The organism is Collinsella tanakaei (genome assembly GCF_021531055.1).
Lineage (GTDB): Bacteria > Actinomycetota > Coriobacteriia > Coriobacteriales > Coriobacteriaceae > Collinsella > Collinsella tanakaei_B.
In genome coordinates this window covers 180,041-197,321 of record NZ_JADYTL010000005.1, presented here as the reverse complement: position 1 = coordinate 197,321, position 17,281 = coordinate 180,041, and the positions used below count along the sequence as shown (strand labels likewise).

At 65.4% G+C, this 17,281-nt stretch carries 11 protein-coding genes; 6 read left to right on the top strand and 5 right to left on the bottom strand.

Annotation, left to right across the window (positions count from 1 at the left end; all coding sequences use genetic code 11):
- The first annotated feature begins 72 nt into the window (after positions 1 to 72).
- From I6E04_RS06490 to I6E04_RS06480, 3 genes are read left to right on the top strand one after another with little or no spacing between them, the layout of a single operon-like run.
- The gene (locus tag I6E04_RS06490) at positions 73 to 573 is read left to right on the top strand and encodes a MarR family winged helix-turn-helix transcriptional regulator (RefSeq protein WP_235422373.1); all 501 of its coding nucleotides are present in this window, start codon (positions 73 to 75) and stop codon (positions 571 to 573) included.
- Positions 566 to 2,419, top strand: a complete 1,854-nt coding sequence (locus I6E04_RS06485) for an ABC transporter ATP-binding protein (protein ID WP_235422372.1) — start codon at positions 566 to 568, stop codon at positions 2,417 to 2,419. The genes I6E04_RS06490 and I6E04_RS06485 overlap by 8 nt, the downstream gene beginning before the upstream one ends.
- The gene (locus I6E04_RS06480) at positions 2,409 to 4,376 is read left to right on the top strand and encodes an ABC transporter ATP-binding protein (protein ID WP_235422371.1); all 1,968 of its coding nucleotides are present in this window, start codon (positions 2,409 to 2,411) and stop codon (positions 4,374 to 4,376) included. The genes I6E04_RS06485 and I6E04_RS06480 overlap by 11 nt, the downstream gene beginning before the upstream one ends.
- A gap of 111 nt (positions 4,377 to 4,487) precedes the next feature.
- Here the strand turns inward: I6E04_RS06480 and I6E04_RS06475 are convergent, their stop codons facing one another.
- Positions 4,488 to 5,318, bottom strand: a complete 831-nt coding sequence (locus I6E04_RS06475; protein WP_235422370.1) for an HAD hydrolase family protein — start codon at positions 5,316 to 5,318, stop codon at positions 4,488 to 4,490.
- A gap of 129 nt (positions 5,319 to 5,447) precedes the next feature.
- Here I6E04_RS06475 and rlmKL point away from each other — a divergent pair, with 129 nt between their 5' ends.
- Together rlmKL and I6E04_RS06465 are read left to right on the top strand one after the other, a co-directional pair.
- On the top strand, positions 5,448 to 7,778 hold the full coding sequence (rlmKL, locus tag I6E04_RS06470; protein WP_235422369.1) for a bifunctional 23S rRNA (guanine(2069)-N(7))-methyltransferase RlmK/23S rRNA (guanine(2445)-N(2))-methyltransferase RlmL: 2,331 nt from the start codon (positions 5,448 to 5,450) through the stop codon (positions 7,776 to 7,778).
- Between the two features lie 155 nt (positions 7,779 to 7,933).
- Positions 7,934 to 9,979 carry a KUP/HAK/KT family potassium transporter gene (locus I6E04_RS06465; RefSeq protein ID WP_235422368.1) on the top strand — a complete coding sequence of 682 codons (2,046 nt, stop codon included), beginning with the start codon at positions 7,934 to 7,936 and terminating at the stop codon, positions 9,977 to 9,979.
- Positions 9,980 to 10,192: 213 nt separating this feature from the next.
- On the opposite strand, the gene I6E04_RS06460 is transcribed toward I6E04_RS06465, so the two are convergent.
- A complete protein-coding gene (locus tag I6E04_RS06460; RefSeq protein WP_235422367.1) occupies positions 10,193 to 11,002 on the bottom strand; it encodes a nitroreductase family protein in 810 nt (269 codons plus the stop codon).
- Between the two features lie 216 nt (positions 11,003 to 11,218).
- Here I6E04_RS06460 and I6E04_RS06455 point away from each other — a divergent pair, with 216 nt between their 5' ends.
- Positions 11,219 to 13,432, top strand: a complete 2,214-nt coding sequence (locus I6E04_RS06455; RefSeq protein ID WP_235422366.1) for an LTA synthase family protein — start codon at positions 11,219 to 11,221, stop codon at positions 13,430 to 13,432.
- Positions 13,433 to 13,533: 101 nt separating this feature from the next.
- On the opposite strand, the gene bilS is transcribed toward I6E04_RS06455, so the two are convergent.
- From bilS to I6E04_RS06440, 3 genes are all read right to left on the bottom strand, one after another.
- A complete protein-coding gene (gene bilS, locus I6E04_RS06450; RefSeq protein WP_235422365.1) occupies positions 13,534 to 14,076 on the bottom strand; it encodes a flavodoxin family protein BilS in 543 nt (180 codons plus the stop codon).
- Between the two features lie 81 nt (positions 14,077 to 14,157).
- Positions 14,158 to 15,045, bottom strand: coding sequence for an HAD hydrolase family protein (locus tag I6E04_RS06445; protein ID WP_235422364.1), 888 nt, complete (start codon positions 15,043 to 15,045; stop codon positions 14,158 to 14,160).
- 181 nt (positions 15,046 to 15,226) lie between these two features.
- Positions 15,227 to 17,104: a PTS mannitol transporter subunit IICBA gene (locus I6E04_RS06440; RefSeq protein WP_235422363.1), complete on the bottom strand. Its 1,878-nt coding sequence runs from the start codon at positions 17,102 to 17,104 to the stop codon at positions 15,227 to 15,229.
- Positions 17,105 to 17,281 lie beyond the last annotated feature (177 nt).

Sequence of the window (17,281 nt, the reverse complement as noted above, 5' to 3'; positions counted from 1 at the left end):
TATCGGTCATGGTAGTACGCTTCTTTCGTTCAACCGCACAGATCAATACGAAGGAAAGGAGCGCGTATGTGCATGTCCGATGACGAAGACCCTGCACGGCTGCACGCAGCCGAGGGCCACGCCGCTCCGGACGAGCCGCAGCCGTGGGACTCCCCCGAGGAGGCGCGCGCCCGCCGTCTGCTGTGGGATATCGGCTTTTGCGGGCAGTACCTGCACTTCCACAGCGGAGGCAGATCCGGTCGGGCGGCCATCATTTGCCTGATCGCCAAGTCCGGCGGCCAGATGTCCCAACAGGAGCTCGGCGCGTACTTCGAGCTCAAACCCGGCTCGCTGTCCGAGATCCTCGCCAAGATCGAGAGCGCCGGCCTCATCGAGCGCACGCGCAACCCTGAGGACCGCCGCCAACTCTCCGTCCGCCTCACGGACAAGGGCGTCGAGGAGGCCGCGCGCGAACAGGAGGCCCGCCGCGCCTTCCGCCTCGAGGCCTTCGCCTGCCTGAGCGACGCCGAACAGGACCAACTCGTCGACATGCTCGACAGGATACGCACACATTGGGAGGGATTGCATGATTAACACGCTCATGAAGAGCATACGCGAGTATAGGCGGGCGGCGATCGCCACCCCCATCATCGTGTCGGGCGAGGTGGTGATGGAGGTCGCCATCCCGTTCGTCACCGCGCAGCTCATCAACGTCATCCAGCAGGGCGCATCCGTGCCCGAGATGCTGCCGTACGCCGGCCTGCTCGTGGCCATGGCGCTCGCGTCGCTCGCCTTCGGCATCGGCGCCGGCCTCACCTGCAGCCAGGCGAGCTGCGGCTTTGCCAAGAACCTGCGCCACGACGTGTTCGCCGCGGTGCAGCGCTTCAGCTTCGCCAACATCGATCAGTTCTCCAGCTCCTCGCTGGTCACACGCCTCACCACGGACATCACCAACGTGCAGCTCGCCTACATGATGGTCATCCGCACCGCCATCCGCTGCCCGCTGATCCTCATCTGCGGCATCGTCATGGCCTTCGTCATGGGCGGCCCCATGGCCATCGTGTTCGTGATCGTCGTGCCCATCCTGGGCTTCGGCCTGTTCAAGGTCGTGCGCACCGTGCACCCGATCTTCCGTTCCGTGTTCCGCAAGTACGACGCGCTCAACGAGTCCATCGAGGAGAACGTCACCGGCATGCGCGACGTCAAGAGCTACGTGCGCCAGGACTACGAGAAGGCCAAGTTCGGCCGCGCCGCGCAGGACGTCTGCGCCGACTTCACCCGCGCCGAGAAGATCCTCGCCTTCAACTCGCCCATGATGAACCTCGCCGTGTTCACGGTGTTCACGGTCATCATCCAGTTCGGCTCCTACCTGATCATCTCGAGCCGCGGCACCATGCTCAACGTCGGCCAGTTCTCCGCGCTGACCACCTACGGCTTCATGATCCTCATGGCGCTCATGATGGTGTCGATGGTCTTCGCCATGATCACCATGGCGCAGGAGTCCGCCGAGCGTATCGTCGAGGTCATCGAGACCGAGCCCACCATCAAGAACCCGGCGAACCCCGTCACCGAGATGAAGGACGGATCCATCGACTTCGACCACGTGACGTTCAAGTACTCCGAGAAGGCCGAGCACCGCGCGCTCGCCGAGATCGACCTGCACATCGCCAGCGGCGAGACGCTGGGCATCATGGGCGGCACCGGTTCGGCCAAGACGTCGCTGATCAACCTGATCAGCCGCCTGTACGACGTGACCGAGGGCTCCGTCAAGGTCGGCGGCGTGGACGTGCGCGACTACGACCTCGAGTTCCTCCGCAACAACGTGGCCGTCGTGCTGCAGAAGAACGTGCTGTTCTCGGGCACCATCAAGGAGAACCTGCGCTGGGGCGACCCGGATGCCTCCTACGACGAGCTCGTGGAGGTCTGCAAGCTCGCGCAGGCCGATGAGTTCATCCAGGGCTTCCCGCAGAAGTACGACACCTACATCGAGCAGGGCGGCACCAACGTGTCCGGCGGCCAGAAGCAGCGCCTGTGCATCGCCCGCGCGCTGCTCAAGCACCCCAAGGTCCTGATCTTGGACGACTCCACCTCCGCCGTCGACACCAAGACCGACGCGCTCATCCGCGAGGGCCTGGCGCAGTATCTGCCCGAGACCACCAAGATCATCATCGCGCAGCGCACGAGCTCGGTGGAGCATGCCGACCGCATCCTCGTGCTCGACAACGGCCACATCGCCGGCCTGGGCACGCACGACGAGCTCATGAAGACCTGCGACATCTATCGCGATACCTACATCCAGCAGAACCGCACCGAAGACGATGACGCCGTGAGCGCGACCGACGCCGTCGAGGCAGCGATGCCCGCCGAGGCCGAAACGCCCGCGGAGGTACCCGCCACGGATGCCGAAACCGTGAAGGGAGGTGCCGCCGATGAGCATTAACGCCGAAGCCCGCAAGGAATACGAGGCCAAGCGCCAAAACGTCGCCGGCCGTCAGACCGACGACGGGAATCGCCGCCCGGGACGCGGCCGCACGCTCGGACGCCTCATCCGCACCCTGTTCTCGTTCTATCCCAAGCTTCTGCCGATCGTGGCCGTCTGCATCGTCGTGCAGGCGATCCTGTCGGCCATGCCGGCGACCTTCATCCAGCGCGCCCTCGAGATCGTGACCGCCACCTGGCAGTCCGGCGACTGGGCGTCGGTCTCGGGCCGCATCACGTCGCTCACCCTCACGCTCATCTGCGTGTACGCCGTCACGCTCATCGCCAACTTCACCCAGACGCGCCTCATGGCCATCATCACCCAGGGCTCGCTCGAGAAGTTCCGCGAGAAGCTGTTCGACCACATGCAGGACCTGCCGATCAGCTACTTCGACCAGCATCAGCGCGGCGATATCATGAGCTACTACACCAACGATATCGACACCCTGCGCCAGATGATCTCGCAGTCCATGCCCAACATCTGCCTGACGGTCATCACCTGCTGCTCGGTCATCTGCGTCATGATGTACTACAGCGTCTGGATGGCGCTCGTGGTCATCGCCGGCGTGGGCTTCATGGCCTACATGACCAAGCAGCTCGGTGGCCGCTCCGCCCGCAACTTCGTGGCGCAGCAGCACGAGATCTCGGTGGTCGAGGGCCACGTCGAGGAGATCATGAACGGCCAGCGCGTCGTCAAGGTGTTCTGCCATGAGGACGCCGCCCAGGAGGACTTCGACGTCCGTAACGAGCGCCTGTTCCGCGCCGCCCGCGCCGCGAACATGTACACCAACACGCTCGGCCCGATCCTCATGAACCTCGGCAACCTCATGTACGTCATCGTGGCGCTCGTGGGCGGCATCTTCATCGCCACCGGCGTGCCCAACGTGTCCGTGTCCGGCCTGGCGTTCTCCGTCGCCGTGACCGTGCCGTTCCTCAACATGACCAAGCAGTTCGCCGGCCAGATCGGCCAGATCTCGCAGCAGATCAACGCCGTGGTCATGGGCCTCGCGGGTGCCGAGCGCATCTTCGAGCTCATGGACGAGGAGACCGAGCAGGACGAGGGCTACGTCACGCTGGTCAACACCAAGATGGAGAACGGCCAGCTCGTCGAGGCCGCCGGCAAGCACACCGGTCGCTGGGCCTGGAAGCACCCGCACCAGGACGGCACCGTGGAGCTCGTGCCGCTTCAGGGCGACGTGCGCCTGGTCGACGTGGACTTCGGCTACAAGCCCGGCCACACCGTGCTGCACGACGTGAGCGTGTGGGCCAAGCCCGGCCAGAAGATCGCCTTCGTGGGCGCGACCGGCGCCGGCAAGACCACGATCACGAATCTGATCAACCGCTTCTACGACATCAACAAGGGCAAGATCCGCTACGACGGCATCAATATCGAGAAGATCCGCAAGGATGACCTGCGTCGCTCGCTCGGTATGGTGCTGCAGGACGTGAACCTGTTCACCGGTACCGTCATGGACAACATCCGCTACGGACGTTTGGATGCCACCGACGAGGAGTGCATCGCCGCAGCCAAGCTCGCCGGCGCGCACGGCTTCATCGAGCGCCTGCCCGAGGGGTACCAGACGATGCTCTCCGACAACGGCTCCAACCTGTCGCAGGGCCAGCGCCAGCTGCTGTCGATCTCGCGCGCCGCGGTCGCCGACCCGCCGGTCATGATCTTGGACGAGGCGACCTCGTCGATCGACACGCGCACCGAGGCCATCGTGCAGCGCGGCATGGACGCGCTCATGAACGGGCGCACCACGTTCGTGATCGCGCACCGTCTGTCCACCGTGCGCAACTCCGACGCGATCATCGTGCTCGACCACGGCCGCATCATCGAGCGCGGCAGCCACGACGAGCTGATCGCCAAGCGCGGCACGTACTACCAGCTCTATACCGGCGCGTTCGAGCTCGAGTAGCTTCGGCGCGCAGACGCTCGCACCTTCCGTGCAAAAAACGGCCTTCTCGGATTTCCGGAGAGGCCGTTTTTCGTTGGAATGGACCGGAGCGGACGGACCGTCGTGTCCGCGTTAAATCAAACCGAAGTGCTCCAGACCGGTGACGACACCGTCGTGCTCGGCGGAGTCGGTCACGTAGGTCGCGGCGGCCTTCACGCTGGCGAGGGCGTTGCCCATGGCGACCGGCGTCTCGACCGCCTGCAACATCGGCAGATCGTTTTCGGAGTCACCGAACGCGAACGTGCGGGCGCCGTCGAAGCCCAGCGCCTCGAGCGCGTCGCGCACGCCGGCGCCCTTGTCCACGCCGAGCAGTGTGCACTCACCGGTCCCGAGCCCCAAGTCGTACTGGCCGAAGTGCGCGGCGATGAAATCGCCCATCCGCGCGAGCCGCGGCAGCATCTCGTTGGTGTAGGAGAACTTACTGAAGCGCATCGGCGTCTTTTCGCGCAGTTCGTCGAGAGTGTGGCAGACGATGGTCCCGGGGATGTCGGTGTAGTCGCCCCCGTTGGGCAAAAACGCCGCCACCGTCTGGGATCCCTCGAAGATCACCTCGACACCCAGCTCGGCGAAGAGGCGCACCGTCTGCTCCAACAACGGCACCTCGATCACGCGCTCGCGGACCATCGTGCCGTCGATCTGCAGGGCGGCACCCGCCGACAGCACCAATCCCGCGGGCTGCAGGTCGAGCAGCTCGCGCTGCAGCAGGCACAGCGGCCGGCCGGTGCAGATGATCGGCAGATGACCGCGCTCGCGCATGCGGGCGAACGCCTCGACCACGCCCGGCGTCGGCCGCGCGTGCGCCACGTTCTCGGCCGCATTGCTCGCCGGATCATGCCAGATGAGCGTGCCGTCCACGTCGAAGAAGATGATGACGGGCGTATCGATGTGGGCTGGAATCTGCACGGTGGGAAGCCGTCCTTTCGTGTACAACGCATGCGGCGATCACGGCGCCGCGACTCCGCATCATATAATGAAGCGGCCCCGTGAACATGGAGACGGGCGCTTTTTTTCTGACGATTCGAGAGGTCGCCCATGGAATTTTACGCCAGCTGCCCGGAGGGGTTCGAGTCCGCCCTCGCCGACGAGCTCCGCTCCCTCGGCGCGCGCCAGGTCCGCAAGCTCAAGGGCCGCGTCTCGTTTGCCGGCGAGGCAGCCGACGCCATGCGGATCTGCCTGTGGTCGCGGCTGGCGAGCCGCGTCTTCGTGGTTCTTGCGCGCTTTACCTGCGAGGATGCCGACGATCTGTACGAGGGGGCCTACGATATCCCGTGGGAGCGCACCCTGCGCCGCGGCTCCACCATCGCCGTCACCGCGCGAGGCACGAACGATCGCCTGCGCAACACGCACTTCACCGCCCTGCGCGTCAAGGACGCCATCTGCGACCGCCTTGCCGAGCGGGCCGGCGCCCGTGCGGTGGTCGACACCGAGCAGCCCGATGCGCGCATCGCCGTCTCGCTGCACGGCGAGCGTGCCAGCGTCCACCTCGACCTGTCCTCCGAGCCGCTGTTCCGCCGTCATCCGAAGGTCGGCGGCGCCGGCGGCGTGCGCCCGTTGCGCGCGGACTACGCGGCGCTTGCCCTCACGCAGGCGGGATGGCAGGCGCCGGGCGAGCCGGCGGGAGACGAGGTGAACGACGGTACCGCACCCTCGGACGGCCAGGCGCCGCTCCCCGTGCTGCTCGACGTCTGCGGCGGGCCGGGCATCGTGCTCGAGGCGGCCTCGATCGCCGCCGACCGTGCGCCGGGTCTGCTGCGCGACTACTGGGGCTTTTTCTCGTGGACCGCTTGCGACGAGGCCGCATGGAACGACCTGCTCGACGAGGCCGACCGCCGTGCCGAGCGCGCGAGTCGCACTCCGGCGCGTATCGTGAGCTGCGATTTTGATGGGCACGCCACGGCACTCGCCCGCCGGATGCTCAAGGCGGCGGGCCTGTCCGACCGCGTCATGTTCGTCCAGCCCAATGCCGAGGCGATCGCCGCCAAGCTCCGCGGGTGCACGCGCAGCGCAGCCGGTGGCGACGCGCCCGCGGGCACCATCATCATCAACGCCGCCGACTTGCCGTTTCGCAGCATGAACCGCGCACTCGACCTCATCGGCGACCTGCGTGACGACGAGGCATGCGCCGCATGGCCCCTGACCGCGCTCACGCGCGACAACCTCGTCGCCCGCGCGGCGGCAGGCGCCGTCGAGGCGAGCACGGACATCAAGCTCGACAACGCCGAAGCCCGCATCGTGACGTACTCCGGCAAGGTGGGCAGGAGCACGTCAAGCCTCCGGGCGCCACGCGCGACCGTCGATGTGGGCGACGGCAAGCCCGTGCCCGTGCTCATCCCCGAATCCGACCAGTTCGCCGCGCGCCTGCGCAAAGTCGCCCGCCAGCGGCGCAAATGGGGCGCGCGCACCGGCGTCACCTGCTATCGCGTCTACGACGCCGACCTGCCGGACTACGCGGCGGCCATCGACCTGTACGAGACCTGCGCGCCGGCACGCGAGCGCTGGGCGGTCATCGCCGAATACGCCGCGCCCAAATCCGTCGATCCCGAGCGCGCACAGGCGCGATTCCTCGATATCCTTGCGATCGCACCACGAGTGCTGGGCATCGCGCCCGACCATATCGTCGCCCGATCCCGCGCGCGCTCGCGCGGCGGCTCGCAATACGCCCGCGGCGGCGCCCACGCCGAAGGGTCGCCTCGCACAGGGCACACGGGTGCGCAGGCCGCGCCGGCACACCATGAGCCGCTGCTCATCCAAGAGAGCGGCCTTACCTTCGAGGTCGATTTCGAGAACTACCTCGACACGGGCATCTTCCTCGACCATCGCGTCACGCGCGGCCTCGTGCGCGAGCACGCCGCCGGCTGTCGGCGCTTCCTCAACCTGTTCGCCTACACCGGTACCGCGACCTGCTACGCGGCAGACGGCGGCGCGGCGGCCACCACGACGGTCGACCTGTCCAACACCTATCTCGATTGGGCGCGGCGCAACATGGAACGCAACGGTTTTACCGGCCCGTCGCACCGCTTCGTCCGCGCCGACGTGCTCTCCTGGATCCAGCGCGAAGCGTGTACGGACCACCGATGGGACCTGATCTTTTGCGACCCGCCGACGTTTTCCAACTCGGCCAAGATGGGTCAACGGACGTTTGACGTCCAGCGCGACCATGTCGAGCTGCTCGGAAACCTCGTGCGCTTGCTCACCGGCGACGGCCTTGCCATCTTCTCGTGCAATCTGCGCACCTTCCGGCCCGATGTCGAAGCGCTTGCGCGCGCCGGCGTCTGCATCGAGGACATCAGCGCGCAGACCATCCCCGAGGATTACGCGCGCAATCCCAAGATCCATCGCTGCTATCTCGTGCGCCACCGGTAACCGAAGCGCCCAGCGGCGATCGTGGGCGGCCGGGCACCGCGGTCCGGCGCCCCGGAACACCGCCGCCCGTACGCGCCGAAGAACACTGCGCCCGGGTAGCGCCTGTTATAATCACTTCTTAATCTGTCAGTCGAATCGGGAGGATCACGTCTACCATGAACGACACCGCCCTTGAGCAATCCGAGGAGAGCTCGTCCTCGCATTCATCGGGCAACATCCCCATCAGCATCGGCGCGATGCTCGTCACGCTCGGCGTCGTGTACGGCGACATCGGAACGTCGCCCATGTACGTCACCAAGGCGCTGCTCGCCGGCAACGGCGGCATCATGTCCGTCAACGAGGAGTTCATCCTCGGCGCACTCTCGCTCGTCATCTGGACGGTCACGCTGCTGACCACCGTCAAGTACGTACTCATCTCGCTGCGCGCCGACAACCACGGCGAAGGCGGCATCTTCGCGCTCTACAGCATCGTGCGCCGCGGCGCCAAATGGCTCATCGTGCCCGCCATGCTCGGCGGCTCTGCGCTACTGGCCGACGGCGTCCTCACCCCCGCGGTGACGATCACCACCGCCATCGAGGGCCTGCGCACCATCCCCGAGGTCCACGCGATCATGGGCGACAATCAGACCAACGTCGTCGTCATCACGCTCATCATCGTGTGCCTCCTGTTCTTGGTGCAGCGCGCCGGCACGTCCAAGATCGGCCGCGCCTTCGGCCCGGTCATGACGTTCTGGTTCCTGTTCCTCGGCGTCTCCGGCCTGCTCCACGTGCTGGGTAACCCCGTGGTCATCAAGGCGTTCAACCCCATCCGCGGCATCATGTTCCTGTTCTCGCCCCACAACCACGCGGGCATCATGATCCTGGGTAGCTGCTTCCTGGCCACCACCGGCGCCGAGGCACTCTACTCCGACATGGGCCACGTCGGCCGCGGCAACATCTACGCCACGTGGCCGTTCGTCAAGATCTGCCTGGTTTTGTCCTACCTCGGCCAGGGTGCGTGGCTGCTTGCCAACGCCGGCAACGCCGACCTGCTGAGCATCGAGGACTTAAACCCGTTCTTCCAGATGCTGCCCGACGTCGTGCGCCCCTTCGGCGTGGTGCTGTCCACCTGCGCGGCCATCATCGCATCACAGGCGCTCATCACCGGCGCCTTCTCGCTGGTGTCCGAGGCGAGCCGCCTCGATCTCATGCCGCACATGCAGGTGTTCTATCCCGCCGAGACCCGCGGCCAGCTCTACATCCCCATGGTCAACTACGTCATGTGGGTCGGCTGCATCATCGTCGTGCTGCTGTTCCAGTCCTCCGCGCACATGGAGGCCGCCTACGGCTTGGCCATCACGATCACGATGCTGTGCACGACGCTGCTGCTGTTCTACTTCCTGCACGTTATCCGTAAGGTCAAGCTCGCACCGTGGATCTTCGTGGTGTTCTTCGTCGCGCTCGAGGGCTTCTTCTTCATCTCGTCGCTCACCAAGTTCTTCCACGGCGGCTACTTCACCATCATCCTCGCCCTGCTCATCGCCAGCATCATGGTGAGCTGGTACTACGGCAGCGCCGTCGAGCGCCGCCAGGCCAACCTGCTGCCCGTGCGCGACTACCTCGCCCAGCTCGACCGCCTGCGCCACGACTCCACCTACGACAAGCTGTGCGACAACCTGGTGTATCTCACCAACAACGGGCGCACCAACTACCTGGATCGCGACATCCTGTACTCGATCTTCGACAAGCACCCCAAGCGCGCCAACGCGTATTGGTTCGTGAACGTCAAGGTCACCGACCAGCCGCACACGTTCGAGTACTCCGTCGAGAACTTCGGCACGGATTACTTCTTCCGCGTGCATCTGTACCTGGGCTATAAGGTCAACCAGCGCGTCAACGCCTACCTGCGCCAGATCGTGGGCGAGCTGTCCGCCTCCGGCGAGCTGCCCCCGCAGAAGAGCGACTACTCCGTGTACAAGACGCCCGGCCCCATCGGCTCGTTCCGCTTCTGCATGGTGTACAAGACACTGGCACCCGAGTCCGACGTCGACCCGCGCGAGCGCTCCGCCATTGCTCTCAAGTACGCGATCCGTCGCCACGCCGGCTCGCCGGTCCAGTGGTACGGCTTGGAAAACTCCAACGTCATCTACGAGTACGTGCCGTTGTTCACCAAGTTCAAGGCAGTCGACCACCTGACGCGCGTCTACCCGAACAAGAAGTAGCGCGCGATCCGCAGCCGCATGCAACCCGCCGCTCCCGCATCGCCGGGGCGGCGGGTTTTTTGTTCGCGGTACGACGGCGACAAGACGAGGCCAGGTAGACAAGATGGGGCCAGGTACAAACTTGTCGCCTATCCGCGCGGGAAAATAGGGACAGTCCCCTTTTTTCCAGGTACAGACTTGTCGCCTGTCCACGCGGGAAAATAGGGACTGTCCCTATTTTCCCAAGCCCCAGTTCTTGAGCCACAGCTCCATGGAGCGGCCCATCTCGGCCATGAAATCGGAGGTGTGCTTGCGCTCGTAGATGTCGAGCACACGCTCTCCCGCAGCCATCGCGTGCGGGCGGAACATCGCATCCATCTCGGCGACCTGCGCATCGAGCGTCGCGGCGTCCGCCCGGCGGTAACGCTCGGACATGACGAGGTTCACCGTGGGATGCGGCGTCGCAGGGCGCTCCTTTGCCCGCGGACCCAGAATGAGCATGGACAACGGAACCGTATGCTCAGGCAGATCGAGCAGGTCGCGAACGTCCTCGTCGTTCTCCACGATATCGCCGATATAGCAGCTGCCGAGCCCGACCGCCTCCGCGGCGATCACCGCGTTTTGCGCCGCGATGACCGCATCCTGCGCCGCGATGGCAAACTCACCGAGCCCCGGCGTACGACGCGGCGGCCTGCCCGTTCGCGCAACGTACGCCTCGGCAAAGCATCCGATGTGCTCGAACAGGTCGATCCACTTGCAATAATCGACCACGAACACGAGCGCCCACGGCGCCCGCGCAATCATGGGCTGGTCGTCGCAGAGCACCGCCAGGCGGTCGAGTGTCGCCTGCTCGCGAATATCGATGATCGAGTACATCATCATCGCGCCGGCGGACGGGGCGCGCGACGCCGCATGGAGCACCGCCTCGCGCTGCGCGTCGTCGACGCCACGATCCGCATCGAAGCGCCGCGTGGAGCTCCTGCGATCGATCAAATCGAGCGTCGCGCGATCCCACGAGCCGCCGTCATGTTCCCGTGCATCCATCGCCATCATCCTTTCGACGCGCCCTATGGCGTCAACGTGCTCCGGGGCATCTTATGATCCTCGGTATTTTGCACGAAAGCCCCTCGATTCGACAGAATCTTGACAACCGCACGGTACCATATGCTTTCGCGACATTAAGACGATGTTACGTGTCCGTAAGGATTCATCCAAGCTCGCGACCGGCACGGAAGCGGCGCGGCAAAAGGAGACCGATACATGCTTGTCACCACCATCACCTGCATGGGCCTTGTGTGCACTATCGCATGCGGCGTATTCGCCACACGATCGGCGCACCAGCGCGGCACGTCGCTCGGCGCCGTACCCATGGTCTGGGGCACGGCGTTCGCCCTGCTGCAGCTGTTCATCGCCATCTGGTCGGGCATCGGCCTGGTTCAGGACGGCATGCTGCCCGCATTCGTGTTCAACATCGCCGCATGCGGCTGCGCATGGGTGAGCTTCAACCGCGCCGTCGTACAGCAGCGTTTCGCCGCCCTCGTCGGGCCGGAAGGCCGCTTTGCGCACCCCGCCGTGGCGATGACCGTCATGCTCGTGCTCGCCGGCATCCTCGCCACGCTCGGGCTCGAGCTTCCCTCCAACCACAACCTGCTGTGGATGTACCCGCTGTGCCTGCTGCTCGAGATCGCGCTGATCACGGGCGTGCTCGCCGGCATGTTCTTCCTCACGCAGCGCCGCGCCGGACTGTCGGCCTTCTTCGCGCTCGCCTTCTTCATCCTCGGCGTGGCGGAGTACTTCGTCATCACGTTCAAGTCCATGCCCATCACGCCCGGCGACATGACCGCCATCTCGACCGCCGCCGCTGTCGCGGGCACCGGCTACACCTACACCCTCTCCGCGTTCTGCCTGGTCGGCTTCGCATGTGCCGCGCTGTCGATGCTCGCGCTGCAGCTCGCCGCCCTCATCGCGCCCTCGCCGCGCCCGCGCACCCGCCGTGCGCTGCTTGTCAACCTTGGCGTGGCCCTGCTGTGCCTGGGAGGCGTGACCGCGCACGTGACGCTTGTCGACTACTACCACACGCTCGGCATCCAGGTCTACACGTGGCGCCCGCTCGAGAGCTACTACCGCCAGGGCTTCCTGCCGGCGTTCATCTCGGGCGCCCAGACCGTCAAGCCGCCGCGCCCCGACGACTACTCGACCGACGACGCCGAGCAGCTGCTCGACGACTACGCCGCCGAGTTCGACGCCACGCGCGGCGCGGATAAGGACCGCACCGCGGCAGAAACGCAGTTCGACAAGGAGAAGCCCACCGTCATCGCCGTCATGAACGAGACGTTCTCGGACCTCTCCATCTACCAGAAGCTCCACGCCGACTACGAGGGCCCCGAGTACTTCAACAGCATCTCGGACTGCCTGTCACGCGGCACGCTCTACGTCTCGGCCTACGGCGGCGGCACCGCCAACTCCGAGTTCGAGTTTTTGACCGGCAACTCCATGGCCAACCTCGGCTCGGGCGTCTATCCCTACACGATCTACGACCTCACCGAGACCGACAACCTGGCCTCTCAGTTCAAGGAGCTCGGCTACGACACGACCGCCATGCACCCCAACCATGCGACCAACTGGAACCGCGAGAACGTCTACGAGGACTTCGGGTTCGATCAGTTCCTGGCGATCGAGGACTTCGAGGACGCCGAGACCCTGCGCGGCATGGTGACCGACCGCGAGACCTATGACAAGATCCTCGAGTTGCTGGAGACCAACAGCAACCCGCAGTTCATCTTCGACGTGACGATGCAGAACCACTCCGGCTACGACACCGGCATGGTGCCGCAGAACAAGCAGCTGAACCTCTCGATCGACGGGATGTACGACGCCGAGGTCAACGAGTACGTGTCGCTCATCCAGGAGTCCGACCGCGCGCTCGAGTACTTCATCGACCAGCTGCGCCAGCTCGACCGCAAGGTGATCGTGGTGTTCTTCGGCGACCACCAGCCGTTCTTCCCCTCGACCTACAACGACCTGTGGTTCACGGACGAGGACGAGGCGACCCACCAGGAGCGTCTGTGGCAGACCGACTACGTGATCTGGGCGAACTACGATGTCGCGGGCAACGACCAGGTGAGCGAGGAGGTCGACCTCTCGACCAACTACCTGGGCTCCGTGCTCATGGACCTCATCGGCGCGCCGATAAACGACTACCAGAAGGCGCAGGCCGTGCTGCGCGAAGCGATGCCCGCCATCAACTCCTCGGGCTATGAGGACGCCGAGGGCCGTTGGTACCTGACCGGCAGCGCTCTGCCCGAGGATGGCGACGCCGCGCAACAGGCGGTCGAACGCGCGCATAGCGACTACGCGACGATGCAGTACTACGAGCTGTTCTACGACGGCAAGGACGTCTACACCAAACGCTACCAGTCGGCGGCAAACGAGACGGATCCCAACCTGGTGCCGGGCACGACCAAGATCAAGTAGCGGCGGCGAGGTATCGCCACATGAGGCGGGGCGGGTCGCTTTCAGCCGACAGGTGTCGACCGGAAGCGACCCGCCCCGTTTGCGTTCCGGCGTAAGAAGGCTTAGAGCGCGACGCGGGCCGCCCTGACAATTGCCGCGAGATCGGCCTCGTCGGGATGGCCGAGAGCGGCATGGAAGTTGTCGATCATCGAGGTGATGCGCGCGTCGCCGGGTTTCTCGGCGAGCATCGCCTCGTAGCGCGCAAGGACACCCTGCCCCATCTTGCCCTGGCACATCGCACCGCCGAGGTACGTCGCATCTTCGGGCAGCTTGGTACGGACCGCCGACAAGATCCGCTCGAAATACGCCGGCGCCCCGCCGAAGCCCGCCGTGCCGAACAGGAACACCCGCTTGCCGCTCAACCCGGAAAGCACCTGGGCGACCTCGTCGGTGCATGATCCCTTGTCGCACCAAAATCCGACGAGCACGGCATCTGCCGCCGCTGCGGCCTCGGCAGCCCGCGCGACCGATTCCGCAGTGATCTCGACCACGGCGGCCTGCGTACCGTCGCCGGCGAGCGACCGCTCGAGCGCCTCGGCGACCATGCGCGTGTTGCCGCTGTTGCTGTTGTAGAGAATCGCGATATCGCTGTGCTTGGTTTCCATGGCATGCCTCCATCTATCCGACGTTGCCGCACCGCTCTTCTACCCATCGCGGCGCGGGAGGCGCAGGCGCGCCCGCGTTTCTCACACCAAGCCCAGATGGTCCTCGAGCCAAACCGCGACGCCGTCCTGTTTGACCGAAGGGCAAATGTCGTCGGCGACCGCCTTGATCTCGGGCGTCGCGTTGCCCATCGCCACGAACGTGCACGCGCTGTCCGCAAACGTCGCGTCGTTACCGGAGTCGCCGAACGCCACCGCACGGTGCTCGTCGATGCCCAGATGACGGCAAAGGATGCTGAGCGCCGACCCCTTGTTGACGCCGGCCTTCGTGATCTCGAGCTCCGTCGGGCCGACCGATGCCAGCTCCAAGCCGCCGGTGTGCGCGCTTGCCGTCAGCTCGCGACACGTCGCATCGAACAGCTCGACGGTATCGAGCATGCAGCCGATCTTGTAGATGTCGGTCGTGAGCTCGCCCAAGATCGTGTCGATGCCGTCGATCTCCTCGACCTTGCCGCCCTCGGCGAGCACGCTCTCCACGAAGCTGAAGCTCTCGCGCTCGGGCCCTTCCGGCAGTCGCTCGCGGAACCGCTCGTTCAGACCGCGATCGAAGCACGCGTGCCCGGGTGCGAACAGGCTCCACCCGTTGTCGCCCGCGCCGGGCGCGACCGAACGGATGCACGACACGACCGCACGGACCTGCTCGCGCGGCATCATGCGCTCGCTGACGGCGTCACCGCCGTGCGCCGGCGACACGCAGGCCCCGTTGACCGTGATGAGCCAGTCGACCCACGGTGCACCCGTCAGCGTCGGGCCGAGCATGCCGACCGTGCGGCCGCTCGCCACCGCCGTGATGACACCCGCATCGTGTGCGGCCTGCAGCGCCGCCACGACACGCGGGCGAATGCTTTTGGCCGAGGGCTCCGGAAACACCGTGCCGTCCAGGTCGAACGCGATCAAATCGAACTTCGCCACATCTGCCTCCTTGCTTTCCCGCTGTATCTTAGCAGCTGCGACTGGTTTCGAACGCGGGCGAGGACGGTACTGCGCGCAGCGGACGCCGCGTACACGACGCGGCGGGGGCATGGCCCTGCTCCATACCCCCGCCGCACGCGGAAACGGACGATCCGCTCCCTATCTGATACCCGGCCGCACGCTACTTGGCCTGGTTGAGCACCGAGACGATCCAATCCACGTCGTCGGTGGTCTTCATCTTCTCGAGCACAGCCTCGTCCTCGATAGCCTTGCAGACGGCCGCCAGGACCTCCAGATGCTCGTTGCCCTTACCGGCGATGCCGAACAGCAGATATGCCTTCTCGCCGTCGAAGTCCACGCCCTCGGGGTACTGCTGCAGCACCACGCCGGTCCGGCGCACGGCGTCCTTGGCCTCGTTGGTCCCGTGCGGGATCGCCACGCCCATGCCCATGTACACGCTGGTCAGCTTGTCGCGCTCGACCATGGCGTCGATGTAGTCCGTATCGACGCAGCCCTTTTCGACGAGCAGCTCGCCGGAGGCGCGGATAGCGTCCTCGCGCGGCAAGCTTGCGCAGCCGACTTGGATGTCGTCGGCAGTCACGCTCAACACGGGCGCCGGCTTGTCCTTAGCCGGCTCCTCCTTGAGTGCGGGTGCCGCGACGGCATCGCCCTTGAGCCCATGGGCGCTCGCAAGCTCGGTCAGCGCCTTGTAGAGAGCGTCGAGGGCAGGGTCGTCCAGGAAGTTGTCGATCGTCACGATCTGCGCGGTCGGAGCGCTCTTGCGGGCACGCTCGGACAGCACGCGCTGGCACACGACGATCGCGGCGTCGGCGGGCACGGTGTCCACGCTCGAATGCTCCACGGTGAGATCGGGGCGCTCGGCCTTGATGCGGTTGCGGAAGCGCGTGGCACCCATGGCCGACGAGCCCATGCCGGCGTCGCACGCGAACACGATCTTGCCGCCCTGCGTGTCGGAGATGACGGCGGCCTCGGACGTCCCCTTCATCTCGCGCATCTGCTCGCTGGCGGCATCGAGGTCGGCCGCCGCCATGGAGCGCACGAGCGGCACGGCGATCACGAACGACACGCCCGCGGCGATGGCCACGCCGATGATGTTGGTGATCAGGAACTCAGGCGGGGTCATGGACAGGAAGGCGATGATCGAGCCGGGCGAGGCGGCCGAGGTCAGGCCGGTGCCCGTGAAGCTGAACCACGCGATGGCGCACATGTTGCCCACGATCGGCGCGACGATGACCTTGGGGTTCATGAGCACGTAGGGGAAATAGATCTCGTGGATGCCGCCGAAGAAATGGATGATGACCGCACCGGGGGCGGACTGGCGGGTCTTGGCGTCCTTGCAGAAGAAGCAGTACGCGAGCAGCACGCCCAGACCGGGGCCGGGGTTGGCCTCGAGCATGTACATGATCGAGCGGCCCGTCTCCTCGGCCTGCGCGATGCCGATCGGCGTGAAGATGCCGTGGTTGAGCGCGTTGTTGAGGAACAGCACCTTGGCCGGCTCGATGAAGATGGCGAGCAGCGGCATGAGCCCGTACTGGACGAGGATGGTCACGCCGCCCATGAGCACCGCGAGGATCGCGGTCATGACCGGGCCGACGAGCACATAGCCGAGCATGGCGAGCAGCATGCCGATGATGCCGACGGAGAAGTTGTCGATCAGCATCTCGAAGCCCGCAGGGGTCTTGCCCTCCATGAGCTTGTCGAACATCTTGATGACCCATCCCGCGAACGGGCCCATGACCATAGCGCCCATGAGCATCGTGGTGTCCGGCGCGCCGGCGATGCAGCCGATCACGGCGATGGCGCCGACGATGCGTCCGCGGTCGCCGCCCGTGAGGAATCCGCCCTGCGCCGCGATGAGCACGGGGATGAGGTAGCTCAGCATCGGGCCCGTGATGCTGGCGAACTGCTCGTTGGGCAGCCACCCCGTCTCTATGAACAGCGCCGTCAAGAAGCCCCATGCGATGAAAGCGCCGATGTTCGGCATAACCATACCGCTCAGGAACTTTCCGAATGACGACACCTTGTCTTTGATCGCCATCGTGTCCTCCCTTTCGATTGTTGCCATCGATTCGATAGCTGGCATCTTAGATTATTGTTTCAACAGTTAGCAGGTTAGTAGCGATATTCTGGCGTGAACGGTATGTTTTGGTCGGTGAACGTCGATTTTGGCTGTCATTTTCAAAGATTAATTATGTTGTATTGACAATCTTTTCGC

What these genes read in the sequence shown, in the direction of transcription:
- I6E04_RS06490 (WP_235422373.1), top strand. Translation starts at nt 73, where the DNA reads ATGTCCGATGACGAAGACCCTGCACGGCTGCACGCAGCCGAGGGCCAC.
- I6E04_RS06485 (WP_235422372.1), top strand. Translation starts at nt 566, where the DNA reads ATGATTAACACGCTCATGAAGAGCATACGCGAGTATAGGCGGGCGGCG.
- I6E04_RS06480 (WP_235422371.1), top strand. Translation starts at nt 2,409, where the DNA reads ATGAGCATTAACGCCGAAGCCCGCAAGGAATACGAGGCCAAGCGCCAA.
- rlmKL (WP_235422369.1), top strand. Translation starts at nt 5,448, where the DNA reads ATGGAATTTTACGCCAGCTGCCCGGAGGGGTTCGAGTCCGCCCTCGCC.
- I6E04_RS06465 (WP_235422368.1), top strand. Translation starts at nt 7,934, where the DNA reads ATGAACGACACCGCCCTTGAGCAATCCGAGGAGAGCTCGTCCTCGCAT.
- I6E04_RS06460 (WP_235422367.1), bottom strand. Translation starts at nt 11,002, where the DNA reads ATGGATGCACGGGAACATGACGGCGGCTCGTGGGATCGCGCGACGCTC.
- I6E04_RS06455 (WP_235422366.1), top strand. Translation starts at nt 11,219, where the DNA reads ATGCTTGTCACCACCATCACCTGCATGGGCCTTGTGTGCACTATCGCA.
- bilS (WP_235422365.1), bottom strand. Translation starts at nt 14,076, where the DNA reads ATGGAAACCAAGCACAGCGATATCGCGATTCTCTACAACAGCAACAGC.
- I6E04_RS06440 (WP_235422363.1), bottom strand. Translation starts at nt 17,104, where the DNA reads ATGGCGATCAAAGACAAGGTGTCGTCATTCGGAAAGTTCCTGAGCGGT.